Below are 19,741 nucleotides of genomic sequence, written 5' to 3'. Positions count from 1 at the left end.
TTTTAAATATAAGATATAGCGACATAATGACACTTATATAGATTAAGAGTCTGTAATTTTAGCATACAAGACAGTTAACTGTTCTCACATTCACTAATTTTATACACAGAACTATTATAATGAACAGACTTACTAACTTCTTAGACCAAATTAGAACTAGAATTGCCTTTTTCCCCACAATTATCTCCTTAGCAGGATTACTATTGGCTTTTCTAATGATTTACTTAGAACAAAAGAACATTTCAGCGTATCTAATAGATGTGGCTCCCGCTTTAGTAATAGATGATACCGACACTGCTAAAACCATTTTAAGTACGCTTATAGGTGGTTTAATCTCTTTGACCGTATTTAGTTTCTCCATGGTGATGGTTCTTTTAAATCAGGCTTCTAGCAACTTCTCACCACGAGTATTACCAGGTATTATTTCAGACGAGAAACATCAGATTGTATTAGGGCTCTACATTGCCACCATCCTGTATAACATTTTTATTCTTATCTCTATTGAGCCCACAGAAAACTCATATCAAACTCCCGGCTTTTCGGTATTACTAGGTATTATATTGGTAGTAGGGTGTTTAGCTGCCTTCATCTACTTTATTCATCATATTTCACAAGCAATACAAGTAGGTAATATTCTAACAGCAATTCACTCAAGAACAAAATCTGAAATAGCATCAATTGTAAAAGAACAAGAAGTGAACAACTTCAAGTTTCCTAATCATGAGCATTGGGAGAAATACGAGATTACAGAAACCGGCTATTTTTATGGAGTACTGAACGATGACTTACTAGAGTTATGTAAAGAGAACTCAATGAAAGTTATCATACAATTATATAAAGGGCAGTTTATTCTAGACGGTACCATTGGGTTCAAAACTGAAAAACCTTTAAATAACGATTTAAAGAAAAAGATAACAAGCACTCTACTTTTTAGTAACGAAGAACTTATTGGAGAAAACTACATCTATGGTTTTAGACAAATTTCTGAAATTGGAGTAAAGGCGATGTCGCCAGGTATAAATGACCCCGGAACAGCTTTAAACACCATTGACTATCTAACTTCACTCTTTTTAGATTTAATGCGAAAGGCAGATTTTGAATACATTACCGATAACGAAAAAGAAAATTGGACGCAAATTAAATGTGCTACATTTTCTGAGGTTTTATTTAATGTTATGGCGACCTATAGACTTTACTGCAAGCATGATATTACGGTAATGAGAAAATTGATGCACATGTTGAAAACACTAACCAATCACGTAGTAAATTCTAATCAGTTAAAAGTTATTGAGACAGAAATAGATGAGTTAAGACTAGATGCCAATAGCAGTATTGAAAACAAAAGAGACCTTAGTAAATTGGATGCCGACTTTATATCGTGGTCTTAGTTGTAATGAGCTTTAAAGATAGAAATCAATATCTCTGGCGGCACGACTTTATTTGGGTAAGTATGCATAATAGAAAGAACCTGCTGAATTGCACCAGGTGGTAAGCCCATATTCAGACCAATATCATATATTCTTTTGACTTCATGAATATCCTGCTCATTATCAACATTCATTAGCAAAACCAACCTATGAAATTGCAACAACCGTTCTGATTCTGATTTAGGTATCACATGTTCTACATTTGAAGTAAACAGACTATCAAAAGTTTTTTTACTCACTTCTAATTGCTGGGCAACCGAAAACAGAAAATCATACTCAGATTCTTTTACCTTGTTATTTACTTTCGCAAACGAAATCATTTCTGATAAAATACTTAATTTCTCTTTAGTAGTAGGCATACTCTTACGTAACAAATTGATATTCAGATGCTACATATTTTTAACGTAAAAGTCAGCTGTTTTATTTCATTTAAGCAGATTTAGTTGCGCATAATTTTACTCTGTAAATGAGAATTCATTTAGAAATATATTTTCAACCAAAATGTTTATCTTCAATTAGGTTTTTATCGGTAAAGCATAAGACGTCTTTTTGTAAAAATATTTATATAATCATGGACCAACTATATTCTATGTAGTATATAAAATACAATATACGTCTAAGACACACCTAATAATAAGACATAGCAACCAACACGTCATATTTTTATAATAACTTGCATTCTTTAAATTTGTGGTATGACTAATAATGATATTTTTAAAAAACTAAGAGTAGCTTTAAAATTTAGAGATGATGAAATCGTAGAGATATTGGAGCTTGTAGATTTCAAAATTTCAAAAAGTGAATTAGGTGCTTTCTTTAGAAACGAAGATCATCCTAATTATATGGAATGTGGAGATCAGGTACTCCGTAATTTTTTAAACGGACTGGTTCTTCATCTTCGTGGAACAAAAGAAAATCCGAAAACACCTGGAGAAGTGCTTTTAGCAATGGCTGGCAACACCCCTAAATCAGTACAAAAACCGACTCAAAGACCGGATCAAAAAAATACCAGTAAAAGAGATTTTAAAACAAAACAGATGAAAAAGGTAGATACCGCTATTAGTTCTGTGAAATATAAAAACAAGAAAAAATCTTAATATACCTAGGTGTATTAAGATTTTTTTCAACACTAACCTATTACAAGGTTACACTTCAATACGTAAAGGAATTGTGTATATTTTACCCTCCTCTACATTTGCCAAATTAACTTTTTGATAGTTTAGTTTGGCTTTGACGAAACTTTCCATTTCATCATATTCAGTACTCACAGATAATACAACGATTTCACCGTCTGCATTTAAGGTAAAACGTACCTGTGCGGTTAAATCGTTATGTTCAATAGAAAAACTATTGTCAGATAGCATTTTTGATATCTGTCTAGAAAGATTTCTTGTTGGGTTTTCGCCCTTTGTATCGTTTGCCAATACATTACCTGTTGCTATTAGCATTGCAGCTACGACTACTAAACTTAATTTTCTCATGACTTTTTGTTTTTTGCTCCAGTTTGAACTGAAGCGTGATTAAAATTGATTGATGATGAATTACTAAAAAGACGACCAAAAACTGACAATGTTACAATTTGAGCATATTTTAACACCTCTTTAATATAAATTCCTCCATAATACACCCCAAATTTAAAAATAGAAGCCATGCAAAAAACATGATTTTAGAGCCTTAACTATTAATTCATTTCGGTAACATAAAATATAGATTTGCTCCTTTTATAATTACGATTACTTAAAGCAAAAAACACAATAAATCCCTAATAACCTGATATTTCAATATCAATTCATAAAAAAAAAGAACGCTAAATAAGCGTTCTTTAAAATTGTTAAGTAGTAATTCTACTAGTCTGCTATTTCTATTGGAATAACGTAAACTAAATCTGTATTGCCTGGCTCAAGATTTTTAAAATCAATACCATTCTTCAAAAATTCTTTTAATTGACTGTTGGTAGATTCAATTGATAATAACCTATACATACCATCTTCTGCAACGGCAATTTTAATTTCGGCTTTAGCACCTCTTATTTGTTCAGGTATATCCTCATCGGCTAACATGTCATGAATTTGAGCAGTTATCCACTTTGTTCCTTTATCATCTTTAGACTCGGTATCATGAGCCTTAACAGTTCCAATCCCAAATGCTAACATTGCGATTAAAATAATTTTGACTTTTTTCATACTATATATTTTAAAGGTTCGAAATTATACGTCCATATTGCGCATACTACAAAATAACGGATTAAAAATATTAATATGATAATTTTAACATCTATTTAATATTATATTGATAAAATATGTAGATTTTCATACTATAAACTACATTTTCAATAATACAAAGAAGTGAAAGGGTAAAAAAAAAGACCATTCTAAATGAATGGTCTTTATATATTATGAAAAGTAACTTGTTTAAGCCAATACAGCTTTCACTTTATCTGCAGCCTCTTGGAACTGTACAGCAGATTGTACTGCAAGTCCAGAGTTATCAATAATCTCTTTTGCTAATTCAGCATTTGTACCTTGTAATCTTACAATAATCGGCACTTTCATTGAATCGCCCATATTCTTATAAGCATCAACAACACCTTGTGCTACACGATCACAACGAACGATACCACCAAAAATGTTAATTAAAATTGCCTTAACGTTTGGATCTTTTAAAATAATTCTAAACGCCTCTTCAACTCTTTTAGCATCTGCAGTACCACCAACATCTAAAAAGTTAGCTGGCTCACCACCTGCCATTTTAATCAAATCCATAGTTGCCATTGCAAGACCTGCACCGTTAACCATACACCCAACGTTACCGTCAAGATCTACATAGTTAAGACCAACTTCTCTTGCTTCTACTTCAATAGCATTCTCTTCTCTAAGATCGCGCATATCAGCATATTGCTTTCTACGGTATAGTGCATTATCATCGATAGAAACCTTGGCATCAACAGCCATGATCAAATCATCAGATGTTTTTAATACCGGGTTAATTTCAAACATATTAGAATCACTTTCTACATATGCCTTATATAATGATGCAACGAATTTTGTCATTTCTTTGAACGCAGTACCTGAAAGACCTAAGTTAAAAGCAATTTTTCTTGCTTGAAAACCTAATAGGCCCGTAGCTGGGTCAATTTCTTCTGTAAAGATTAAGTGCGGAGTGCTTTCAGCAACCTCTTCAATGTCCATACCACCTTCTGTAGAATACATGATCATATTCTTACCAGTAGCTCTGTTCAATACAACAGACATATAGAATTCACTAGTTTCGCTTTCGCCTGGGTAGTATACATCTTCGGCAACCAATACTTGATGTACTTTTTTACCTTCCGCAGAAGTTTGCGGTGTAATTAAGTTCATACCAATGATCTGGTTTGCTATCTCTTCTACCTCTTTTAGGTTTTTGGCTAATTTAACTCCACCACCTTTACCACGACCACCTGCGTGTACTTGCGCTTTTATAACATGCCATCCAGTTCCGGTTTCAGCAGTTAATTGCTTTGCAGCCTCAACAGCCTCTTTTGCATTTTGGGCAACTATTCCTCTTTGGATGCGCACCCCAAAACTTGCTAATATCTCTTTTCCTTGATATTCGTGAAGGTTCATATATATGGTGAATTTAATTGTTAAGCAAAAATAGGAAACAGGAAGTAATAATCTAAAAATACTGGTGATTAATTAGAATAACTAGTATAATTAACTTGATAAAAACCCAAATCGCTTGCAATACAATCGAATTTTCAAGCTAAAAAACGAGCTAAATCTCTAAATCTTTAAAATCTAACGGATCAAAATTTTTGAAATGACCATTAAGTTCGATTGTTTTTTTGGTTCTGTTCACTTCAGAAAGTACCGTAATTGTAGAAGTTAAATGAAGACTTATAAAATTAAGTCGATCATTTTCTGAGGGTATCTGTAATAGTTGATATTCTTGCTCGAAAGACAATCCTATTTTGTGGGCAAGTGTAAAACTATTGAATTCTTTTACGTTCAATTTGGTATATGGCACATCCATAATAGCATATAACTGCTCTATACCATTGATAATGGTTTGCTTTTTTTCTTCGGATGCTTCATAGTCGTAATCCAATAACTTAACAATACCTCCTGAATATAACTTATCATCCATGATATTATCAAAAGCCAGCAATTTAAATACTTGTCGTGCAACACATACCACATCCATCTCGCCGGTTTCGTAAGTTGTTACCACTTCTACCAGCTGTACTTCTACCCCATATTCCATCTTATTATTTATGAAAACCGGTATACCAAAAGTGATAGCTTCAATTCTACAATCTTGAATTAATTGTTTGTAGCGATCTTCAAAAACATGCAGCGGCACGGTCTCTCCTGGAAAGAAAATAGACTGTAATGGAAATAAAGGTAATTTCATGTGCTAAATGTACAAAGGACTTTATTTAGCACCAAAATAAATACACTTTTCCAAAGTTACAAATATCACAATTTGTTATTTTTATCATTTTTATGTTATTATTTTTGTTCTTGATGAATTAGAAAAGTAACTTTGAGGAAAATTGTATAGTATGAGAAATGAGGATTTATTGCAAATCGCAAAGACCTATGGTGATCCGGTGTATGTTTATGACTCCGAAAAAATAGTTTCACAGTTCAATAGACTAACCAAAGCATTTGGTTCTGTAAAGAAATTGCAACTTAACTATGCAGCCAAAGCACTTTCAAATATTACTATTCTAAGATTAATGAATAGTTTAGGCAGCGGTTTAGATACCGTATCTATACAAGAGGTACAATTAGGATTATTAGCTGGTTTTAAACCAGAGTCAATCATATTTACCCCTAATGGAGTTTCATTAGAAGAAATTGAGCAAGCTGCCAAATTGGGAGTTCGCATTAATATCGACAACCTTTCTATATTAGAGCAGTTTGGTAGTAAGCATCCAAATATCCCGGTATGTATACGTATTAATCCGCATGTTATGGCGGGCGGAAATTCTAATATTTCTGTAGGTCACATAGATTCTAAATTCGGTATCAGCATTCATCAAATTCCGCATTTACTTCGTATTGTAGAATTAACTAAAATGAATATCAATGGTATTCATATGCATACAGGTAGTGATATTTTAGATATCGACGTATTCTTATATGCCTCTGAAATATTATTCGATACGGCACGTAATTTTAAAAATCTTGATTTTATAGATTTTGGTAGCGGCTTCAAAGTACCTTATAAAGAAGGTGATATTGAAACTAATGTTGAAGAACTAGGTAAAAAATTAAGTACTCGTTTTAATGAGTTCTGTAAAGAATACGGTAAAGATTTAACATTGGCTTTTGAGCCTGGCAAGTTTTTAGTTAGTGAAGCAGGTGTTTTTCTTGCAAAAGTGAACGTGGTTAAACAAACGACATCAACAGTTTTTGCAAGTGTAGATTCTGGTTTCAATCATTTAATTAGACCAATGCTTTACGGTGCAACACATAGTATAAGTAACATATCTAATTCTGCTGGTAGAGAGCGCTATTATTCTGTCGTAGGGTATATCTGTGAGACCGATACTTTTGCCAGTAATAAAAGAATTAATGAAATTAAAGAAGGCGATATTCTTTGCTTTAAAAATGCAGGTGCGTATTGCTTTACCATGGCAAGTAACTACAACTCAAGATTTAGACCGGCAGAGGTTCTTTGGCATAAAGGAAAAGCAATTCTTATACGCGAAAGAGAAACTTTTGAAGATTTAATTCGTAACCAAGTAGATGTAAAAGATTTATTCGCTGTTAAAGAAACAGCAAAAGTGAAATAAAGCATTTGAAAATACGTTAGTTTTGGTATAATAGTTGGTCTAAACACTCAAATTAAACTCATGAAGACGTATTCTTTATCTTTTTCCAAATCATTATTATTTTTAGCCGTGCTCTTTGTTTCGGCTGCTAGTTATGCACAAGAGGTAAATTGGATTTCTTGGGAAGAGGCTGCCGAATTAACGGTAACCGACACAAACCCGAAGAAAGTTTTTATTGATGTGTACACAGATTGGTGTGGATGGTGCAAGAAAATGGATAAGGACACTTTTCAAAATCCTGAGGTAGCTGCTTATATGGCAGAGAACTACTACATGGTTAAATTTGATGGCGAAGGTAAAGATCCTATCGAATATAAAGGAAAGACGTACAAATTTGTTCCATCTGGCAGAAAAGGATATCATGAATTTGCAGCAGCCTTAATGCAAGGTCGCTTAAGTTACCCAACTACTATCTTCTTAGACGAAGAATTAAATATGCTTTCACCAATACCTGGTTATCAAAAACCAGAGCCATTCTTAGAAATAGCGCGTTATTTCGGTAGCGACATTTATAAAGAAAAAAAATGGGATGCTTACGTAAGCAAAACTCGTAAATAATACTTTACTTAATAACAACATATTTAAATAGATTGCTATTCAGTTTCAATAGTTACCAAGCCCCATTGTGTAGTGGTATTCTCTTCATTATTAGATTTAACCAAAACATAAAAAGAACTTCCAGTATTATTAAAAAATCCGTAGTGCCCTTCTGCATCAAATAAGCGGGTATCTCCAAAAATATCCGTTCCTAAAAATTTAGGTAAGGGAATTTCACCATTGAAATTATAAAAATCAGCTGTATACTTTCTTACTACACTACCAGGTTTATTCGCCCAAGAATAGCCATTATCTGAGATACCATAAATTAAATTAGCATTTTTATGAAAATCTACGGTCGTAAATCTTACCTGATTTTCAATAATTAATTTACCATTATACGTCAAATCACTTTGCTGACCAATTGTTGTGTTAAAGATATTACCACTTCTGGCAATTAATTTTTCACCATCTTCTGATAACCATAAATTACCGTCGAAATCAAAATCTCCATGATAAGGAGAATCATAAAGAAACTGAGCAGTTCCTTCGCTTATATCATATTTCTCAACATCTGAAGGGGACAAACCATTATTAGCACCGTAAATAAAGCTACCAGATGGGTGTAATTTTCCTCTTGTACCCGCATAAATTGTATTGCCAGTATGCAATGTTTCAACACCATTTGATAAATCTAAACAACGAATACGCTCATGCTGGTCAGTTCTTGGAAAGGCATACACGAAATTATTAGGAGCTAAAACAACATCAAAAACATCAGCCGTTACTGAATAAAATTCTAGTAATTGCATAGTCTCTAAATTAATATATGACACACGAGCATCATGCCCCACGGCTGCAAATTTGCCATCTTGACTAATAGAAATACAATTTGGAGGCATGTTTAAATTCAAAATCTCTTCGTATTCACTTACCGGATCCAATTTTCTAAGTTGATTTGGGTTACTTGTCACCAACAACAATTTGTCCCCAACACGGTCATATTCAGCATCTATCACTAATCCCTCATTAAACAACCACTTTTCTTCTTTAAAATTTTTGACGCTAATTGGAAATACAATAGTCTGGTCCTGGTCATTAGAAAATGTAATACTAAACTCATATAAATCAGTTTCCAAGGTGGATCTATCAAGTAAAACATTTACATCCATAGCCCCCCCTGCTTTTAACATACCGCTTTCAATAGAAAAATTCAAAGAACCTTCTGTATTATTTAGATTCCAAACAAAATCTACCTCACCCCCATTTATAACCTGAAAATTACCGGTATCTTGATTATAATCGAAAACAAGTTCTTCTGTGGAAAGTCCAAATTGTGAAACCGGAGGTATTTCAACAAAATATTCCACCTCAACAGAAATTTTCCCAGCTCCTACTGTTATAAATTCAATAGTTCCAGTAACAGTTGACCCAGCAATTAAATTTTCAGAAATTGGAAGAATATCAATTTGAGTTAATTGGTTCCCTAAAACACCAGAACTTGGAGTAACCGATAACCAATCTGGCTTTGAACCAACTTGCCATTCTAATGAGCTAACTGGGCTTGATGAAAGGAAAATTTTAGTAATTACATCTTTAGTTAAAACGGCATTTTTCGGAGAAACAACTAATTCTGTATCCGAAGAAATATCATCACTAGTGTTACAATTTATCAACAAAATGGATAGCCCTATTAGAAGAAAACACCAAAAATTTAGACGCATAAATTTTTTCATAAACAAGCAGAAAATTTTATAATAAATGTAACTAAAAAGTCTACGAATTACCTACTATAATTAGGACTCTCTTTAGTGATAGTAACATCATGTGGGTGACTTTCATTAATACCACTAGCGGTAATTTTAACGAATCTACCAGTATCTTGTAGTGTTGCAATATCTTTGGCTCCGCAGTATCCCATACCGGCTTTTAATCCGCCTATAAATTGATGAATACTTTCATACAATTCCCCTTTGTAAGGTACACGACCAACGATACCTTCAGGTACTAATTTTTTAATATCATCTTCAACATCTTGAAAATAACGATCCTTGCTACCTTGTTTCATAGCCTCTACAGAACCCATCCCTCGGTACGATTTAAACTTTCTACCTTCATAGATTATCGTTTCTCCAGGAGATTCTTTTGTTCCTGCTAAAAGTGACCCTAGCATTACCGTATCTGCACCGGCTGCAATAGCTTTTGGAATATCACCGGTGTAACGAATACCACCATCTGCAATTACCGGAACACCTGAACCTTTTATAGCTGCCGCTACTTCTAATACCGCAGAAAACTGAGGAAAACCAACACCTGCAACTACCCTTGTAGTACAAATAGAACCTGGACCAATACCCACTTTAACGGCATCTGCACCTGCATCTACCAAATATTTTGCTGCCGCTCCTGTAGCAATGTTACCTACGATAACATCAAGATTCGGAAATTTCTTTTTTACTGCCTTTAATACCTCTACTACACCTTTGGTATGACCGTGAGCTGTATCAATTACAACTGCATCTACACCTGCATTAACCAATGCCTCTGCTCTTTCTACAGCATCGGCTGTAACACCTAAAGCAGCTGCAACACGAAGCCTGCCGAACTGATCTTTATTAGCACTGGGTTTTTGGGTAAGTTTTGTAATATCTCGAAATGTGATCAAACCTACCAACTTATAGTTTTTATCTACGACAGGTAATTTTTCAATTTTATGTTCTTGCAGTATATCTTCCGCCTCTGAAAGTGAAGTCCCTTCTGCAGCTGTCACCAAATTCTCTGAAGTCATTACCTCAGAAATTGGTCTTTCATTATTTTTCTCAAAACGTAAATCTCTATTGGTTACAATACCTAAAAGTTTACCGTTGGCATCTACGATCGGTATACCTCCAATACCGTACTCCTTCATACTAGCTTTAGCATCTTGTACTTTAGAGTCAAGTGGCAAAGTAACAGGATCTAAGATCATACCACTTTCAGCTCTTTTCACTTTTCTCACCTTCATTGCCTGTTGCTCAATAGACATATTTTTGTGCAACACACCAATACCACCTTCCTGAGCCATGGCGATTGCCATTCTAGACTCGGTAACCGTATCCATCGCTGCCGATATTATAGGTACGTTTATAGTAATATTTCTTGTGAATTTTGTCTGAATACTGACTTCTCTTGGAAGTACTTCAGAATATGCAGGTACTAATAATACGTCGTCGTACGTTAGACCTTCTCCTAGAATTTTGTTTTGGTGAGCTTGCATAGCAATTAAGGATTTAATTGCGTGCAAATATAGTGAATATAGTTGGTTTATTAATTCTTCATGAAACCTTAGTAAAAGCTTCACATAAATTAAACATCGATAGCTTAAAAACACCGATAACCGAAACACCATTAGTAACCACAAAAAAACTCAAGAGTACTATTCTAAAGTTTAAACTGCAGCGTAGCATAAAACGTTCTAGGTTCTGAAGGAATAATGCCCGGCCCTGGATAACCAGTAGCTCTGCGTGTAAAATAACTGTTATTAAGAACATTGTTTATACCTGCCTCAAGCTTCCAGTTCTTGTATGTATATGCTAATGAAAAATCAAGAATATCATAAGCAGGTATTTCGCCCTCAATGCCTCTTTGATTATCATTTATATCTTGTGGAGCATTGGTAGCATCTGTATACTGTCTTGATAGATAGGTATACTGTAAACTTCCCAGTAAGTTACCGTAACCAAAATTTAACCCTGTTTTTAAGTTTACAGCTGGTATAAACTCCACATTATTACCTTCTACATTTGTCTCTTCAGAAGACAAATATTCAGATTCTGTAAGGGCGAGGTTTAAAAAGTAGTTCAATTTTAATTTATCATTTCCACTAAAAAAAGTTTCCTTGATACTCCAATTCCCAAAGCTTTCTAATCCATACATAAAAGCGGTACCAATATTCCCGCGAAAGCGAATAATGCTCCCTGTCTCTACTTCTACACCAGCTGCATTAATCTGAGTTTCACTTTTAAGAATTTCGCCAAGTCTATTATCATACAACAGACCAAAAGCACTAACATCATAAGAAAAGACATTATTATGCCTTCCTCGCAAACCAAAATCCGCAGTAAAACCATCTTCATCACTAATGTTCTCATCTACTTGAAACGAAGGATTAACAACCCTAATATCACTAAAAGTGACCGACCTGTAGTTTTGAGAAAAATTACCATAAAATTCTACACTTGGGTTTAGTTTATACGTAGCACCTAAACCAAGTAATAAAAATGTTCTATCAAAAGCCCTATTATCCTCTACATCTTCATTTAACAATGAGTTACCTGCCAAATCTAATACGATGTTTTTGTAGCTACCTATACTTTCTGTATTAATATGCTCTAGCCTAAAACCAGGTGTCAAAGTCAATTTAGAGTTTATATTAAAAATATTCTCTCCGAAAAAAGCAAGATTGGAGTTTGGAAAATTAAATTGAGACTGCCTTTCATAATTAGGAAATTCATCATCAGCAAAATTAAAATCGGCATTTGAAGCCGTTGTACCTGGCCCCTGTCTTTGATTGTTATCTGTTCTATAAATTTTAGACCCGACCAATAAAGCAGATTCGGTATCACCCAGTTTATATCTGGTAAGCAATCTTGCCTCTGCACCCCAGTTTTGAAATTTATCTATGAGCAATTCTCTGGGTTCTTCTAAATCATCGGGCTGTGATACTCTATTTGTTCTAAACCCAAGCGCACTTCTTGATGCATCTAAGCCAAAAACATTTAAGCTAAAATCCATTTTTGAAGAGAATTTGTGATCTAAACGAAGAGAATATAATTTCCAATCAACATCGAACCAGTTTCTATCTCTATTACTAAACGTTGGGTCTTCGATAAATTGAGCATCGGTTAAGCCTCCAGGTTGCTGGGCTAAATAATTTAAAAATGTTGTCTCTAGTGTAACCTTAGTTTTATCTGAAAATTCATAACCAACATGAGCAAAATAATTTCTACTGTTATACGCAGAATTTGGTCTAAACCCATTACCTTCTTTATAATTGAAATAGGTATAGTAACTAACTTTACGAACCGTACCACTTAAGCTATTAAAACTGGTTTTAAGGTTATAAGACCCTACAGTTTGTCTACTCACCAATTCTATTTTCTTTGTGGTATTTGGTTGCTTAAACTTAAAGTTCACCAAACCACCAAATTGGGTGCCATATTGCAAAGAAGCGGCACCTCTAACCACTTGAATTTCTTCTAGTGCCTCTGCTGGAGGTGTATAGTAACTTTCTGGATACCCTAAAACATCCGCACTAATGTCATAACCATTCTGTCTGGTGTTGAAATTTGCCGTTCTATTGGGATCTAAACCTCTACCGCCAATATTAAGTTGCAAACCAGCATCACCATTATCATAAATATTTAGCCCCACTACTTGACTATATATTTGCCTAGGGTTATTGGCTGCTAAATTTCCTGTTATACCTTCTAATAATACCACTTCACTTTTTTTACCTGCATAAATTGCGGTACCATCTACTTTCTTTAATTGTTTTAAAGCAAAAACTTCTTCTCTTTTCTGCGTAAGTACCACTTCTGATAAGTTTTGAGTTTTCAATCGCTGCAAAACTATATTGAATGTAGTATTACCGTTGACAACAAGATCTTGTTCTAAAATCTCAAATTCATATGCAAATGCAACAAGTGTATAAGTCCCAGAAGTTAAGTTATCTAGCACATAATATCCTTGAGAATTGGTAGTTTCTAAGCGCTCTAGTTCCTTAATATACAATTCTGCATCTGGTATTGGCTCGCCATCAGTATCCAATACTTGCCCAGTAATATTAAATTGCCCAAAAACAGGGAACGACAGAAATACTAACAATAGCAAAAAACTAAATTCCTTTAATCTCATCTTTAAATGGTGTTATCCAATTCTTATGTAAAAAAGACTCTTCCTCTTTGGTTAAATCAATAGTAGGGTCTATATATGTTGTACTTAATCTTCCGTTTAAACTTACTTGGCAATCTACATATACTTGTACATTTTCATGTCCATCGTTTTCAAAATGTTCTTTCAAAAAATGAGCATATTCCAATATAAAGTCGGGCTGAAAAGCCATTTGTTTTTCTTGAATAGGAGTTAGAAAATCTGAATTGTTCACATAAAACCATCGACCCGTATCTCCATTTACTATTTTAAATTGCGCATATCCCGTTTTTTCCATTAACATCACTCGCCATGAAAAACGATATCCCTCTTCTGTCCAAAACAACTCACCCGGATACAAAAGATATCTAAATGGTAATATAAGCTGTAGACAAAAGAAAAGTGCCAGTATTCCATATTTCATTTTGACTTTAAAAGTCGGTATTTGCTTGAAAACTTTACCTGTATTGAAACTACTAGAATCAATCTTGAAAAGTTTGGAAATGAAGCCTATTATTTTTGAATGAATACTGACGTCGAAAAATATCATGGCAGAGATGATCATTACAAAAGGAAAAACGCCAATTGGGAACAATACTCTGGTAAGTACATGAAATAGTACAACGATTACGAATGCAAAGGTTCTTGTCTTTTTATTAAGGAGTAAAAAAGGAATACATAAATCGAACAAAGCACCTGACCAACTAAAAGCATAGTGCACCCACTCTTCGCCAAGTAAACTGCCTATTAAAGGAGTATCAAATTTAGAAGGCAACCAGATTTTTAAAGGCATGGCTTTTAGCAACCAATCTGAATTCAATTTCGCCAAACCTGCATAAAAATAGACGATTCCTAATAACAATTTTATGCTATTTATGGTCCAACTTGGTATGTACTGAAATGCTTTTTTAGAATTTCTACGGGCGTCTAAAGAGAAATAAGCATTTGCCGGTAAAAAAATCAACAAAAAACTTAACAGACTAATAAAGTAATAATGATTTAAATACGTAGTCTTATCCATAAGCTCTATATAGGTAAAGCTTAAAAAAAACACTATAATTGCGAGTTTATAACGATAACCGAGAACTACCAACATGGCAGAAATTGCGCATACAATAAAAATCAAATAAGTGAATTCACCAATTGGTTTCACCCATTCAAAGCCATAATAAGAGAAAAAGAACTTAGGCTGCAGATAAAATTTATCGATCCAACCATAAGCCCAAAATCTAATTATACTTAAAAGCATCATTAAACCGAATAAAATACGAAAGACCGCCAATGGGGCGGCCTCTACGGGAGCTTTTATATATGTATCTATTATCGACTTCATTAATCACCATCTGCATCAACAAAATCAATACTGATACTCATGGCAGAAACCATGTCTACCTTTAGCATTGGTACTGCTTTTTGTACTTCGTCATATGCCAAAAACATAGCAGTGGGCGTACTATTATTTTCAATTTCTTCTCTAAAGGCCGCCAAATCTTGAACCATAACTCTAGCTGTATTGAATTGAGCATTAATAAGAGAAGATAAATCTTCGCCATCTTTTACTGTATTCAGCGCATCTAAATAAGAAGCAAGGCTTTCACCTTCAGTTCCGGAATTAAAATGTTTACCGTTGAAAAAATCTTGAACAGCATTTAGTCCTTCTAAAAATAAATCATTAGAAATAGTAGCATCAAAATACCCTTCAACATTCTGAGCTAAGGTACTACCAGAAAAAACACCTAATGGAATTCCCATTTTACCCGCTCTCAAATATTTTTCAAAATAAAAAATATAATCATTTACCATGCGGTCTACAGAGGCTGTAGACGAAGCTCCATCATTAGCAACGAACGTATCTCTATAGCCATCTTTCCAGCCTGTCAATACAGTACCGGTCAACGTTTTCATATCTAACAAAACATCTTCTGTAAACGTAAATAGAGTATCTTTATCATCGCCGTTATAGAAAGCTAAAATCGCTGCATCATCCTCTCCTAAACCATTCAACAAATAATCTAGTGCCGGAAAACCTTTAGAGCTTCTATTGGATGAAAGCGACAAATCATATGTATCTGTAGTTATGAATTCATCTATATTATCGGTATTAGTAGGGTAAATATTCATATTTAACTGAAACCCCACAGTTTCTGCCGGACCAATTTCATACATGGCAACATTTTGATAAGATATATATGCATTTACCCAAGATGAACGTAATTCAACCAAGTTGACCTCACTTGCATCCTCTTTAAAAGTATTAAATGAACTTACCAATATTTCTAAGTCAGAAGAAAATGCTTCATAAGATGGTATAATAATATTATCGGCCCAATTTATTAGCATAGCGCTACGCTCAAAAGAAACTTCATCAACCGGGTTTACAACCTCAGTAACTTCAGAATCACTATCACTGGAACATGCCCAAACCAAGGTCAAAACAATTAAAAATCCAATAATCCTTTTCATCTCTTATTTTTATTTATTCTAATTAAATACAAAAATAAAAAAAGCTGTTCATACTATTTAGCATGAATAGCTTTTTTTATACCCAATTAATCGGCAGCTTGTGCTACCGTAAAATCAAATCTCGCTGCTATATCTTCTGAAATAGAATCTAATGTTGTTGATTCTACATTCCATAGACCATTATCCCCATCATCTAAAAAATCTGTTAAGAAAGCATCAACCTCAGCTTTTGTAAAATAAGGATCAGTAGAGTTTGGTTTTCTAGTAAATTGTAAACTATAGATAAAACCGTATGCCTCTGAAAGTGCATGGAACGCTCCACCAATATTAGGAGCTTCCCCTTCTAATTTTGTTTTACCATTTTGCAAGTAATAAACCGCTCTAATAGCAATTACTTTAGAAATGTTAGCCTTGATTATTTCTGCTTGTAAATCTCTAATATCATAATCTTTAGCAACAATTGCTGCACGACCTAATTTAAAGGCGTCAAATATATCATCTGCTATACCTTCAAAATCTAAATCTCCATTGGCACGTTCTATATATTCGTTCAAGAAACTATCTGCCCCCAAATCGGCATTAGGATTTGCTTGATCGGTATTTAAACCATAGGCATAACCATAAGCTTCATCCCATTTGTGCTCCATTGTAGTATAGTCCTTACCTTCCTCTACTACATCTGCATCATTATTAGCAACATTGTCCGCCTCATCCAATACAGCAGTACTTAGGTAGTTATTCAGCATCTGATCTGTCATTAAGCCACCTATTAATGATTTTGCAAACATTTGATTATATTCCAAGCCATTCGCATTTACATAACGGGTACTTTCACCATCAGATAATTGCCCTGCAGTACCAACTGTAGCAGCCACTTCCCAGTTAGGATAAATTTCTATTACCTGAGCACTAATAAATCCATCAAGATCACCTCGAATTATAGCTTGGTCTGTTGCATTTGTAGAAAAATAATCTGCAGAAGCTGCTACCTTACTTCGAAGACTTTTATCTGACTCATTTAATGCTGCTTCTCCAAAATCGATATCTCCTTCTACATGAGCGAACATCCCCCTTAAATCATCAAGTGTATTTGTTGGGATATTAAAATTTGACAAAAGCTCTTGCCCCATTTTTATTCTTGTCGTTTGCCCATCAAAACTAACCGAAGAAGAACCGTTTCTGGTAAATACGTAAGAATTTGGCACTTCAAATTCAACAAAACAATTGTCGCAAGGCGAAAGCTCTAATCCATCATCAGAACTACAAGATGTCATTGCTAAACCAGCAAACATGATTATCACTAAAAAATATTTATTCATTTTATTATCCGTTTTTATTTAGACTTGTTTAAAATAACAATGCAAACGTATAACATGTTTCAATACGAAACAAGATTATCTATAATAAATCTAAATAACCTTAACCTTAAATTAAAGTTTGGAATATGTACAGTATCTTATGTACTAATGATATTTTGAAAATAACTCAGTAGCTTTATTATAAGAAGCTTCAAATGTCATCCAATTAACTCCAGAATCTACTTTCTGCGAAGTAAAATAAGAAAGCATTTTCTCGGTAGGCATGTTACCGGTTAAATCATCTTTCGCCATTGGGCAACCACCAAAGCCTTGTATGGCACCATCGAAACGTCTACAACCAGATTCGTAAGCCGCGGCAACTTTCTCGTGCCACTTGATAGGTGTAGTATGCAAATGTGCACCAAATTCGATATTCGGATATTTTGGAATAAGATTCGAGAATAAGTATGAAATCATTTCTGGGTCAGATGAGCCTACAGTATCTGAAAGAGATAATATTTTAGCGCCCATTTTTGCGAGTTTTTCTGTCCACTCCCCTACAATATCAACATCCCATGGGTCGCCATAAGGGTTACCAAACCCCATAGAAATATAAGTCACCACCTCTTTGTTTGCGGCATCGGCTAAATTGAATATTTCTTGTAAAGTCTCTATCGATTGTGCAATAGTCTTATGCGTGTTTCGCATTTGAAAATTTTCTGAAATAGAAAAAGGGAAACCCAAATAATCGATTTCCGGATACGAAACGGCATCTTCTGCACCGCGAATATTGGCAACAATAGATAGCAGTTTTGTATTCGTTTTTGACAAGTCTAATTTTGCCAAAACCTTGGCAGTATCTACCATTTGTGGTATTGCTTTTGGCGAAACAAAGCTTCCGAAATCTAGCGTATCAAATCCACAACCCAATAACGATTGTATATATCTCACCTTTTCATCTGTAGGTATAAATTGCTTAATGCCTTGCATGGCATCTCGAGGGCATTCTACAATTTTGATATTTGAATTAGACATTTCGTAAAAATACAAACTCTAAATAAGTATCACCTATTAATAATTCAAATAAACTACCCAAAAAATAAATAAACAGCAATACCAATGAAGACCATAATCTGAACCCATTTTAAAACAAAACCGGTTTTCTTATTAGCGGTTAAAAAAATTGAAATTTGACCAGATAGTAGCGCAATACTGCCAAAGACAACCGAAGAAACCAATATGAACAAAAAACCAAGTGTATAGAATTGTATGACAGTACTTAAGGAATCTGAAAATAGAAACCCTGGAAAAAAGGCAAGAAAGAATATAGTCACTTTCGGGTTTAATACATTCATTATAAAACCCTGTTTATATAATGACCTTAAGCTTTTTTTATTTTTCGTTTCTCCACCAATAGCTATAACATCTCCTCCTTTATAAACCATTACTGCTAAATAAATCAAGTAGGCGGCACCGAACATTTTTATAAAAGTAAATATCGCGGGATTATTCTTAATAATCGCAGAAACCCCGAATGCCAGTAAAGTAGTATGCACTAAACAACCCGTCATTAAACCTGCTACGACCGCTAATCCATTTCTTTTACCATTGGTCATACTTTGTATGAGCACAAAAATATTATCTGGTCCTGGTGAAAGTGCTAGAACAAAGGTTGCCATAGAAAAAGCCAATAATATATCGTAATTCAATCTAGAAGATATTAGTTTGACCTGAAAAGTACGAATAACCATGTATTACACCTATTTTTAATATCTTGTATAAAAATCAATACACTATGAAAATTAAAGTACTTCTATTACTAATTAGTATTTCGTTCATGTCAAACGCTTTTGCGAAGACAGATGAAAACATGACCAATACAACCATGATTCAAACCGATAGTCTTTTAAGGCATACTGTCTTTTTTAAGTTCAAAGAAGGTACAACTGCAGAACAAATAAAAAAAGTAGAAGATACATTCAGCGCATTACCTTCAAAAATTGAGCAAATTAAAGGATATGAATGGGGATTGAACAATAGCCCAGAAGGTTTGAACAAAGGCTTTACCCATGCCTTTTTCCTAACTTTTGAAAGTGAAGAAGATCGTGCAATTTATTTACCGCACCCAGACCACAAAGCATTTGGCGCTGTATTGACTCCTTTTTTAGATGATGTCTTTGTTGTTGATTACTGGACCAAACCATAAATTAAAATCTCACATATATAAAATGCCCTTGCACAATTTGTACAAGGGCATTTATTTTTATAGGAATAGTTAAAAT

General features: G+C 34.0%; 18 protein-coding genes. 5 read left to right on the top strand and 13 right to left on the bottom strand.

Features of this window, described 5'->3' with window-relative positions; all coding sequences use genetic code 11:
• The first annotated feature begins 119 nt into the window (after positions 1-119).
• On the top strand, positions 120-1,388 hold the full coding sequence (locus CLV90_RS07590; protein WP_133686859.1) for a DUF2254 domain-containing protein: 1,269 nt from the start codon (positions 120-122) through the stop codon (positions 1,386-1,388).
• Here CLV90_RS07590 and CLV90_RS07585 read toward each other — a convergent pair.
• Positions 1,385-1,786: a TerB family tellurite resistance protein gene (locus tag CLV90_RS07585; RefSeq protein ID WP_133686858.1), complete on the bottom strand. Its 402-nt coding sequence runs from the start codon at positions 1,784-1,786 to the stop codon at positions 1,385-1,387. The two genes, CLV90_RS07590 and CLV90_RS07585, sit on opposite strands and share 4 nt — an antisense overlap.
• Before the next feature lie 336 nt (positions 1,787-2,122).
• Between CLV90_RS07585 and CLV90_RS07580 the strand changes: the two genes are divergently transcribed.
• Positions 2,123-2,524 carry a DUF1456 family protein gene (locus tag CLV90_RS07580; RefSeq protein WP_133686857.1) on the top strand — a complete coding sequence of 134 codons (402 nt, stop codon included), beginning with the start codon at positions 2,123-2,125 and terminating at the stop codon, positions 2,522-2,524.
• Between the two features lie 48 nt (positions 2,525-2,572).
• Here the strand turns inward: CLV90_RS07580 and CLV90_RS07575 are convergent, their stop codons facing one another.
• From CLV90_RS07575 to CLV90_RS07560, 4 genes are all read right to left on the bottom strand, one after another.
• Positions 2,573-2,908: a hypothetical protein gene (locus CLV90_RS07575; RefSeq protein ID WP_133686856.1), complete on the bottom strand. Its 336-nt coding sequence runs from the start codon at positions 2,906-2,908 to the stop codon at positions 2,573-2,575.
• 366 nt (positions 2,909-3,274) lie between these two features.
• Positions 3,275-3,610 (bottom strand): hypothetical protein, encoded by a 336-nt coding sequence (locus tag CLV90_RS07570; protein ID WP_133686855.1) that lies wholly within the window; start codon positions 3,608-3,610, stop codon positions 3,275-3,277.
• Between the two features lie 228 nt (positions 3,611-3,838).
• On the bottom strand, positions 3,839-5,032 hold the full coding sequence (gene sucC / locus CLV90_RS07565) for an ADP-forming succinate--CoA ligase subunit beta (protein WP_133686854.1): 1,194 nt from the start codon (positions 5,030-5,032) through the stop codon (positions 3,839-3,841).
• A gap of 151 nt (positions 5,033-5,183) precedes the next feature.
• Positions 5,184-5,822 carry an LON peptidase substrate-binding domain-containing protein gene (locus CLV90_RS07560; RefSeq protein ID WP_133686853.1) on the bottom strand — a complete coding sequence of 213 codons (639 nt, stop codon included), beginning with the start codon at positions 5,820-5,822 and terminating at the stop codon, positions 5,184-5,186.
• A gap of 151 nt (positions 5,823-5,973) precedes the next feature.
• On the opposite strand from CLV90_RS07560, the gene lysA reads away from it, so the two are divergent.
• The gene (lysA, locus tag CLV90_RS07555; RefSeq protein WP_133686852.1) at positions 5,974-7,212 is read left to right on the top strand and encodes a diaminopimelate decarboxylase; all 1,239 of its coding nucleotides are present in this window, start codon (positions 5,974-5,976) and stop codon (positions 7,210-7,212) included.
• 60 nt (positions 7,213-7,272) lie between these two features.
• Positions 7,273-7,809 (top strand): thioredoxin family protein, encoded by a 537-nt coding sequence (locus tag CLV90_RS07550; RefSeq protein ID WP_133686851.1) that lies wholly within the window; start codon positions 7,273-7,275, stop codon positions 7,807-7,809.
• 35 nt (positions 7,810-7,844) lie between these two features.
• Here CLV90_RS07550 and CLV90_RS07545 read toward each other — a convergent pair whose 3' ends face one another.
• The 8 genes from CLV90_RS07545 to CLV90_RS07510 all read right to left on the bottom strand — a co-directional run bounded on the left by CLV90_RS07545 (position 7,845) and on the right by CLV90_RS07510 (position 19,168).
• Positions 7,845-9,524, bottom strand: coding sequence for a BACON domain-containing protein (locus CLV90_RS07545; RefSeq protein WP_133686850.1), 1,680 nt, complete (start codon positions 9,522-9,524; stop codon positions 7,845-7,847).
• A 47-nt stretch (positions 9,525-9,571) separates the two neighbouring features.
• Positions 9,572-11,044, bottom strand: a complete 1,473-nt coding sequence (gene guaB / locus CLV90_RS07540; protein WP_133686849.1) for an IMP dehydrogenase — start codon at positions 11,042-11,044, stop codon at positions 9,572-9,574.
• A gap of 164 nt (positions 11,045-11,208) precedes the next feature.
• Entirely contained in the window at positions 11,209-13,683 is a 2,475-nt protein-coding gene (locus tag CLV90_RS07535; RefSeq protein WP_133686848.1) for a TonB-dependent receptor, read from the bottom strand.
• Positions 13,664-15,031: an HTTM domain-containing protein gene (locus CLV90_RS07530; RefSeq protein ID WP_133686847.1), complete on the bottom strand. Its 1,368-nt coding sequence runs from the start codon at positions 15,029-15,031 to the stop codon at positions 13,664-13,666. The genes CLV90_RS07535 and CLV90_RS07530 overlap by 20 nt, the downstream gene beginning before the upstream one ends.
• Positions 15,031-16,161 carry an imelysin family protein gene (locus CLV90_RS07525; protein WP_133686846.1) on the bottom strand — a complete coding sequence of 377 codons (1,131 nt, stop codon included), beginning with the start codon at positions 16,159-16,161 and terminating at the stop codon, positions 15,031-15,033. The genes CLV90_RS07530 and CLV90_RS07525 overlap by 1 nt, the downstream gene beginning before the upstream one ends.
• A gap of 86 nt (positions 16,162-16,247) precedes the next feature.
• Positions 16,248-17,480 (bottom strand): DUF4856 domain-containing protein, encoded by a 1,233-nt coding sequence (locus tag CLV90_RS07520; protein WP_133686845.1) that lies wholly within the window; start codon positions 17,478-17,480, stop codon positions 16,248-16,250.
• Between the two features lie 144 nt (positions 17,481-17,624).
• Positions 17,625-18,494, bottom strand: coding sequence for a hydroxymethylglutaryl-CoA lyase (locus CLV90_RS07515; protein ID WP_133686844.1), 870 nt, complete (start codon positions 18,492-18,494; stop codon positions 17,625-17,627).
• A 53-nt stretch (positions 18,495-18,547) separates the two neighbouring features.
• Positions 18,548-19,168 (bottom strand): LysE family translocator, encoded by a 621-nt coding sequence (locus CLV90_RS07510; RefSeq protein ID WP_133686843.1) that lies wholly within the window; start codon positions 19,166-19,168, stop codon positions 18,548-18,550.
• Positions 19,169-19,254: 86 nt separating this feature from the next.
• Between CLV90_RS07510 and CLV90_RS07505 the strand changes: the two genes are divergently transcribed.
• Positions 19,255-19,665 carry a Dabb family protein gene (locus tag CLV90_RS07505; protein ID WP_133686842.1) on the top strand — a complete coding sequence of 137 codons (411 nt, stop codon included), beginning with the start codon at positions 19,255-19,257 and terminating at the stop codon, positions 19,663-19,665.
• Positions 19,666-19,741: the final 76 nt, after the last annotated feature.

Origin of the sequence: Maribacter spongiicola (genome assembly GCF_004364165.1) — a bacterium.
Taxonomy (GTDB): Bacteria; Bacteroidota; Bacteroidia; order Flavobacteriales; family Flavobacteriaceae; genus Maribacter; species Maribacter spongiicola.
This window is presented reverse-complemented; position numbering and strand designations above follow the sequence as displayed.

Excerpts from the sequence above, each read along its gene's own strand:
- CLV90_RS07570 (WP_133686855.1), bottom strand. The coding sequence starts at position 3,610 with ATGAAAAAAGTCAAAATTATTTTAATCGCAATGTTAGCATTTGGGATT.
- CLV90_RS07525 (WP_133686846.1), bottom strand. The coding sequence starts at position 16,161 with ATGAAAAGGATTATTGGATTTTTAATTGTTTTGACCTTGGTTTGGGCA.
- CLV90_RS07505 (WP_133686842.1), top strand. The coding sequence starts at position 19,255 with ATGAAAATTAAAGTACTTCTATTACTAATTAGTATTTCGTTCATGTCA.
- CLV90_RS07515 (WP_133686844.1), bottom strand. The coding sequence starts at position 18,494 with ATGTCTAATTCAAATATCAAAATTGTAGAATGCCCTCGAGATGCCATG.
- CLV90_RS07560 (WP_133686853.1), bottom strand. The coding sequence starts at position 5,822 with ATGAAATTACCTTTATTTCCATTACAGTCTATTTTCTTTCCAGGAGAG.
- CLV90_RS07590 (WP_133686859.1), top strand. The coding sequence starts at position 120 with ATGAACAGACTTACTAACTTCTTAGACCAAATTAGAACTAGAATTGCC.
- sucC (WP_133686854.1), bottom strand. The coding sequence starts at position 5,032 with ATGAACCTTCACGAATATCAAGGAAAAGAGATATTAGCAAGTTTTGGG.
- CLV90_RS07575 (WP_133686856.1), bottom strand. The coding sequence starts at position 2,908 with ATGAGAAAATTAAGTTTAGTAGTCGTAGCTGCAATGCTAATAGCAACA.
- CLV90_RS07580 (WP_133686857.1), top strand. The coding sequence starts at position 2,123 with ATGACTAATAATGATATTTTTAAAAAACTAAGAGTAGCTTTAAAATTT.
- CLV90_RS07530 (WP_133686847.1), bottom strand. The coding sequence starts at position 15,031 with ATGAAGTCGATAATAGATACATATATAAAAGCTCCCGTAGAGGCCGCC.
- CLV90_RS07585 (WP_133686858.1), bottom strand. The coding sequence starts at position 1,786 with ATGCCTACTACTAAAGAGAAATTAAGTATTTTATCAGAAATGATTTCG.
- CLV90_RS07535 (WP_133686848.1), bottom strand. The coding sequence starts at position 13,683 with ATGAGATTAAAGGAATTTAGTTTTTTGCTATTGTTAGTATTTCTGTCG.
- guaB (WP_133686849.1), bottom strand. The coding sequence starts at position 11,044 with ATGCAAGCTCACCAAAACAAAATTCTAGGAGAAGGTCTAACGTACGAC.
- CLV90_RS07550 (WP_133686851.1), top strand. The coding sequence starts at position 7,273 with ATGAAGACGTATTCTTTATCTTTTTCCAAATCATTATTATTTTTAGCC.
- CLV90_RS07520 (WP_133686845.1), bottom strand. The coding sequence starts at position 17,480 with ATGAATAAATATTTTTTAGTGATAATCATGTTTGCTGGTTTAGCAATG.
- CLV90_RS07545 (WP_133686850.1), bottom strand. The coding sequence starts at position 9,524 with ATGAAAAAATTTATGCGTCTAAATTTTTGGTGTTTTCTTCTAATAGGG.
- lysA (WP_133686852.1), top strand. The coding sequence starts at position 5,974 with ATGAGAAATGAGGATTTATTGCAAATCGCAAAGACCTATGGTGATCCG.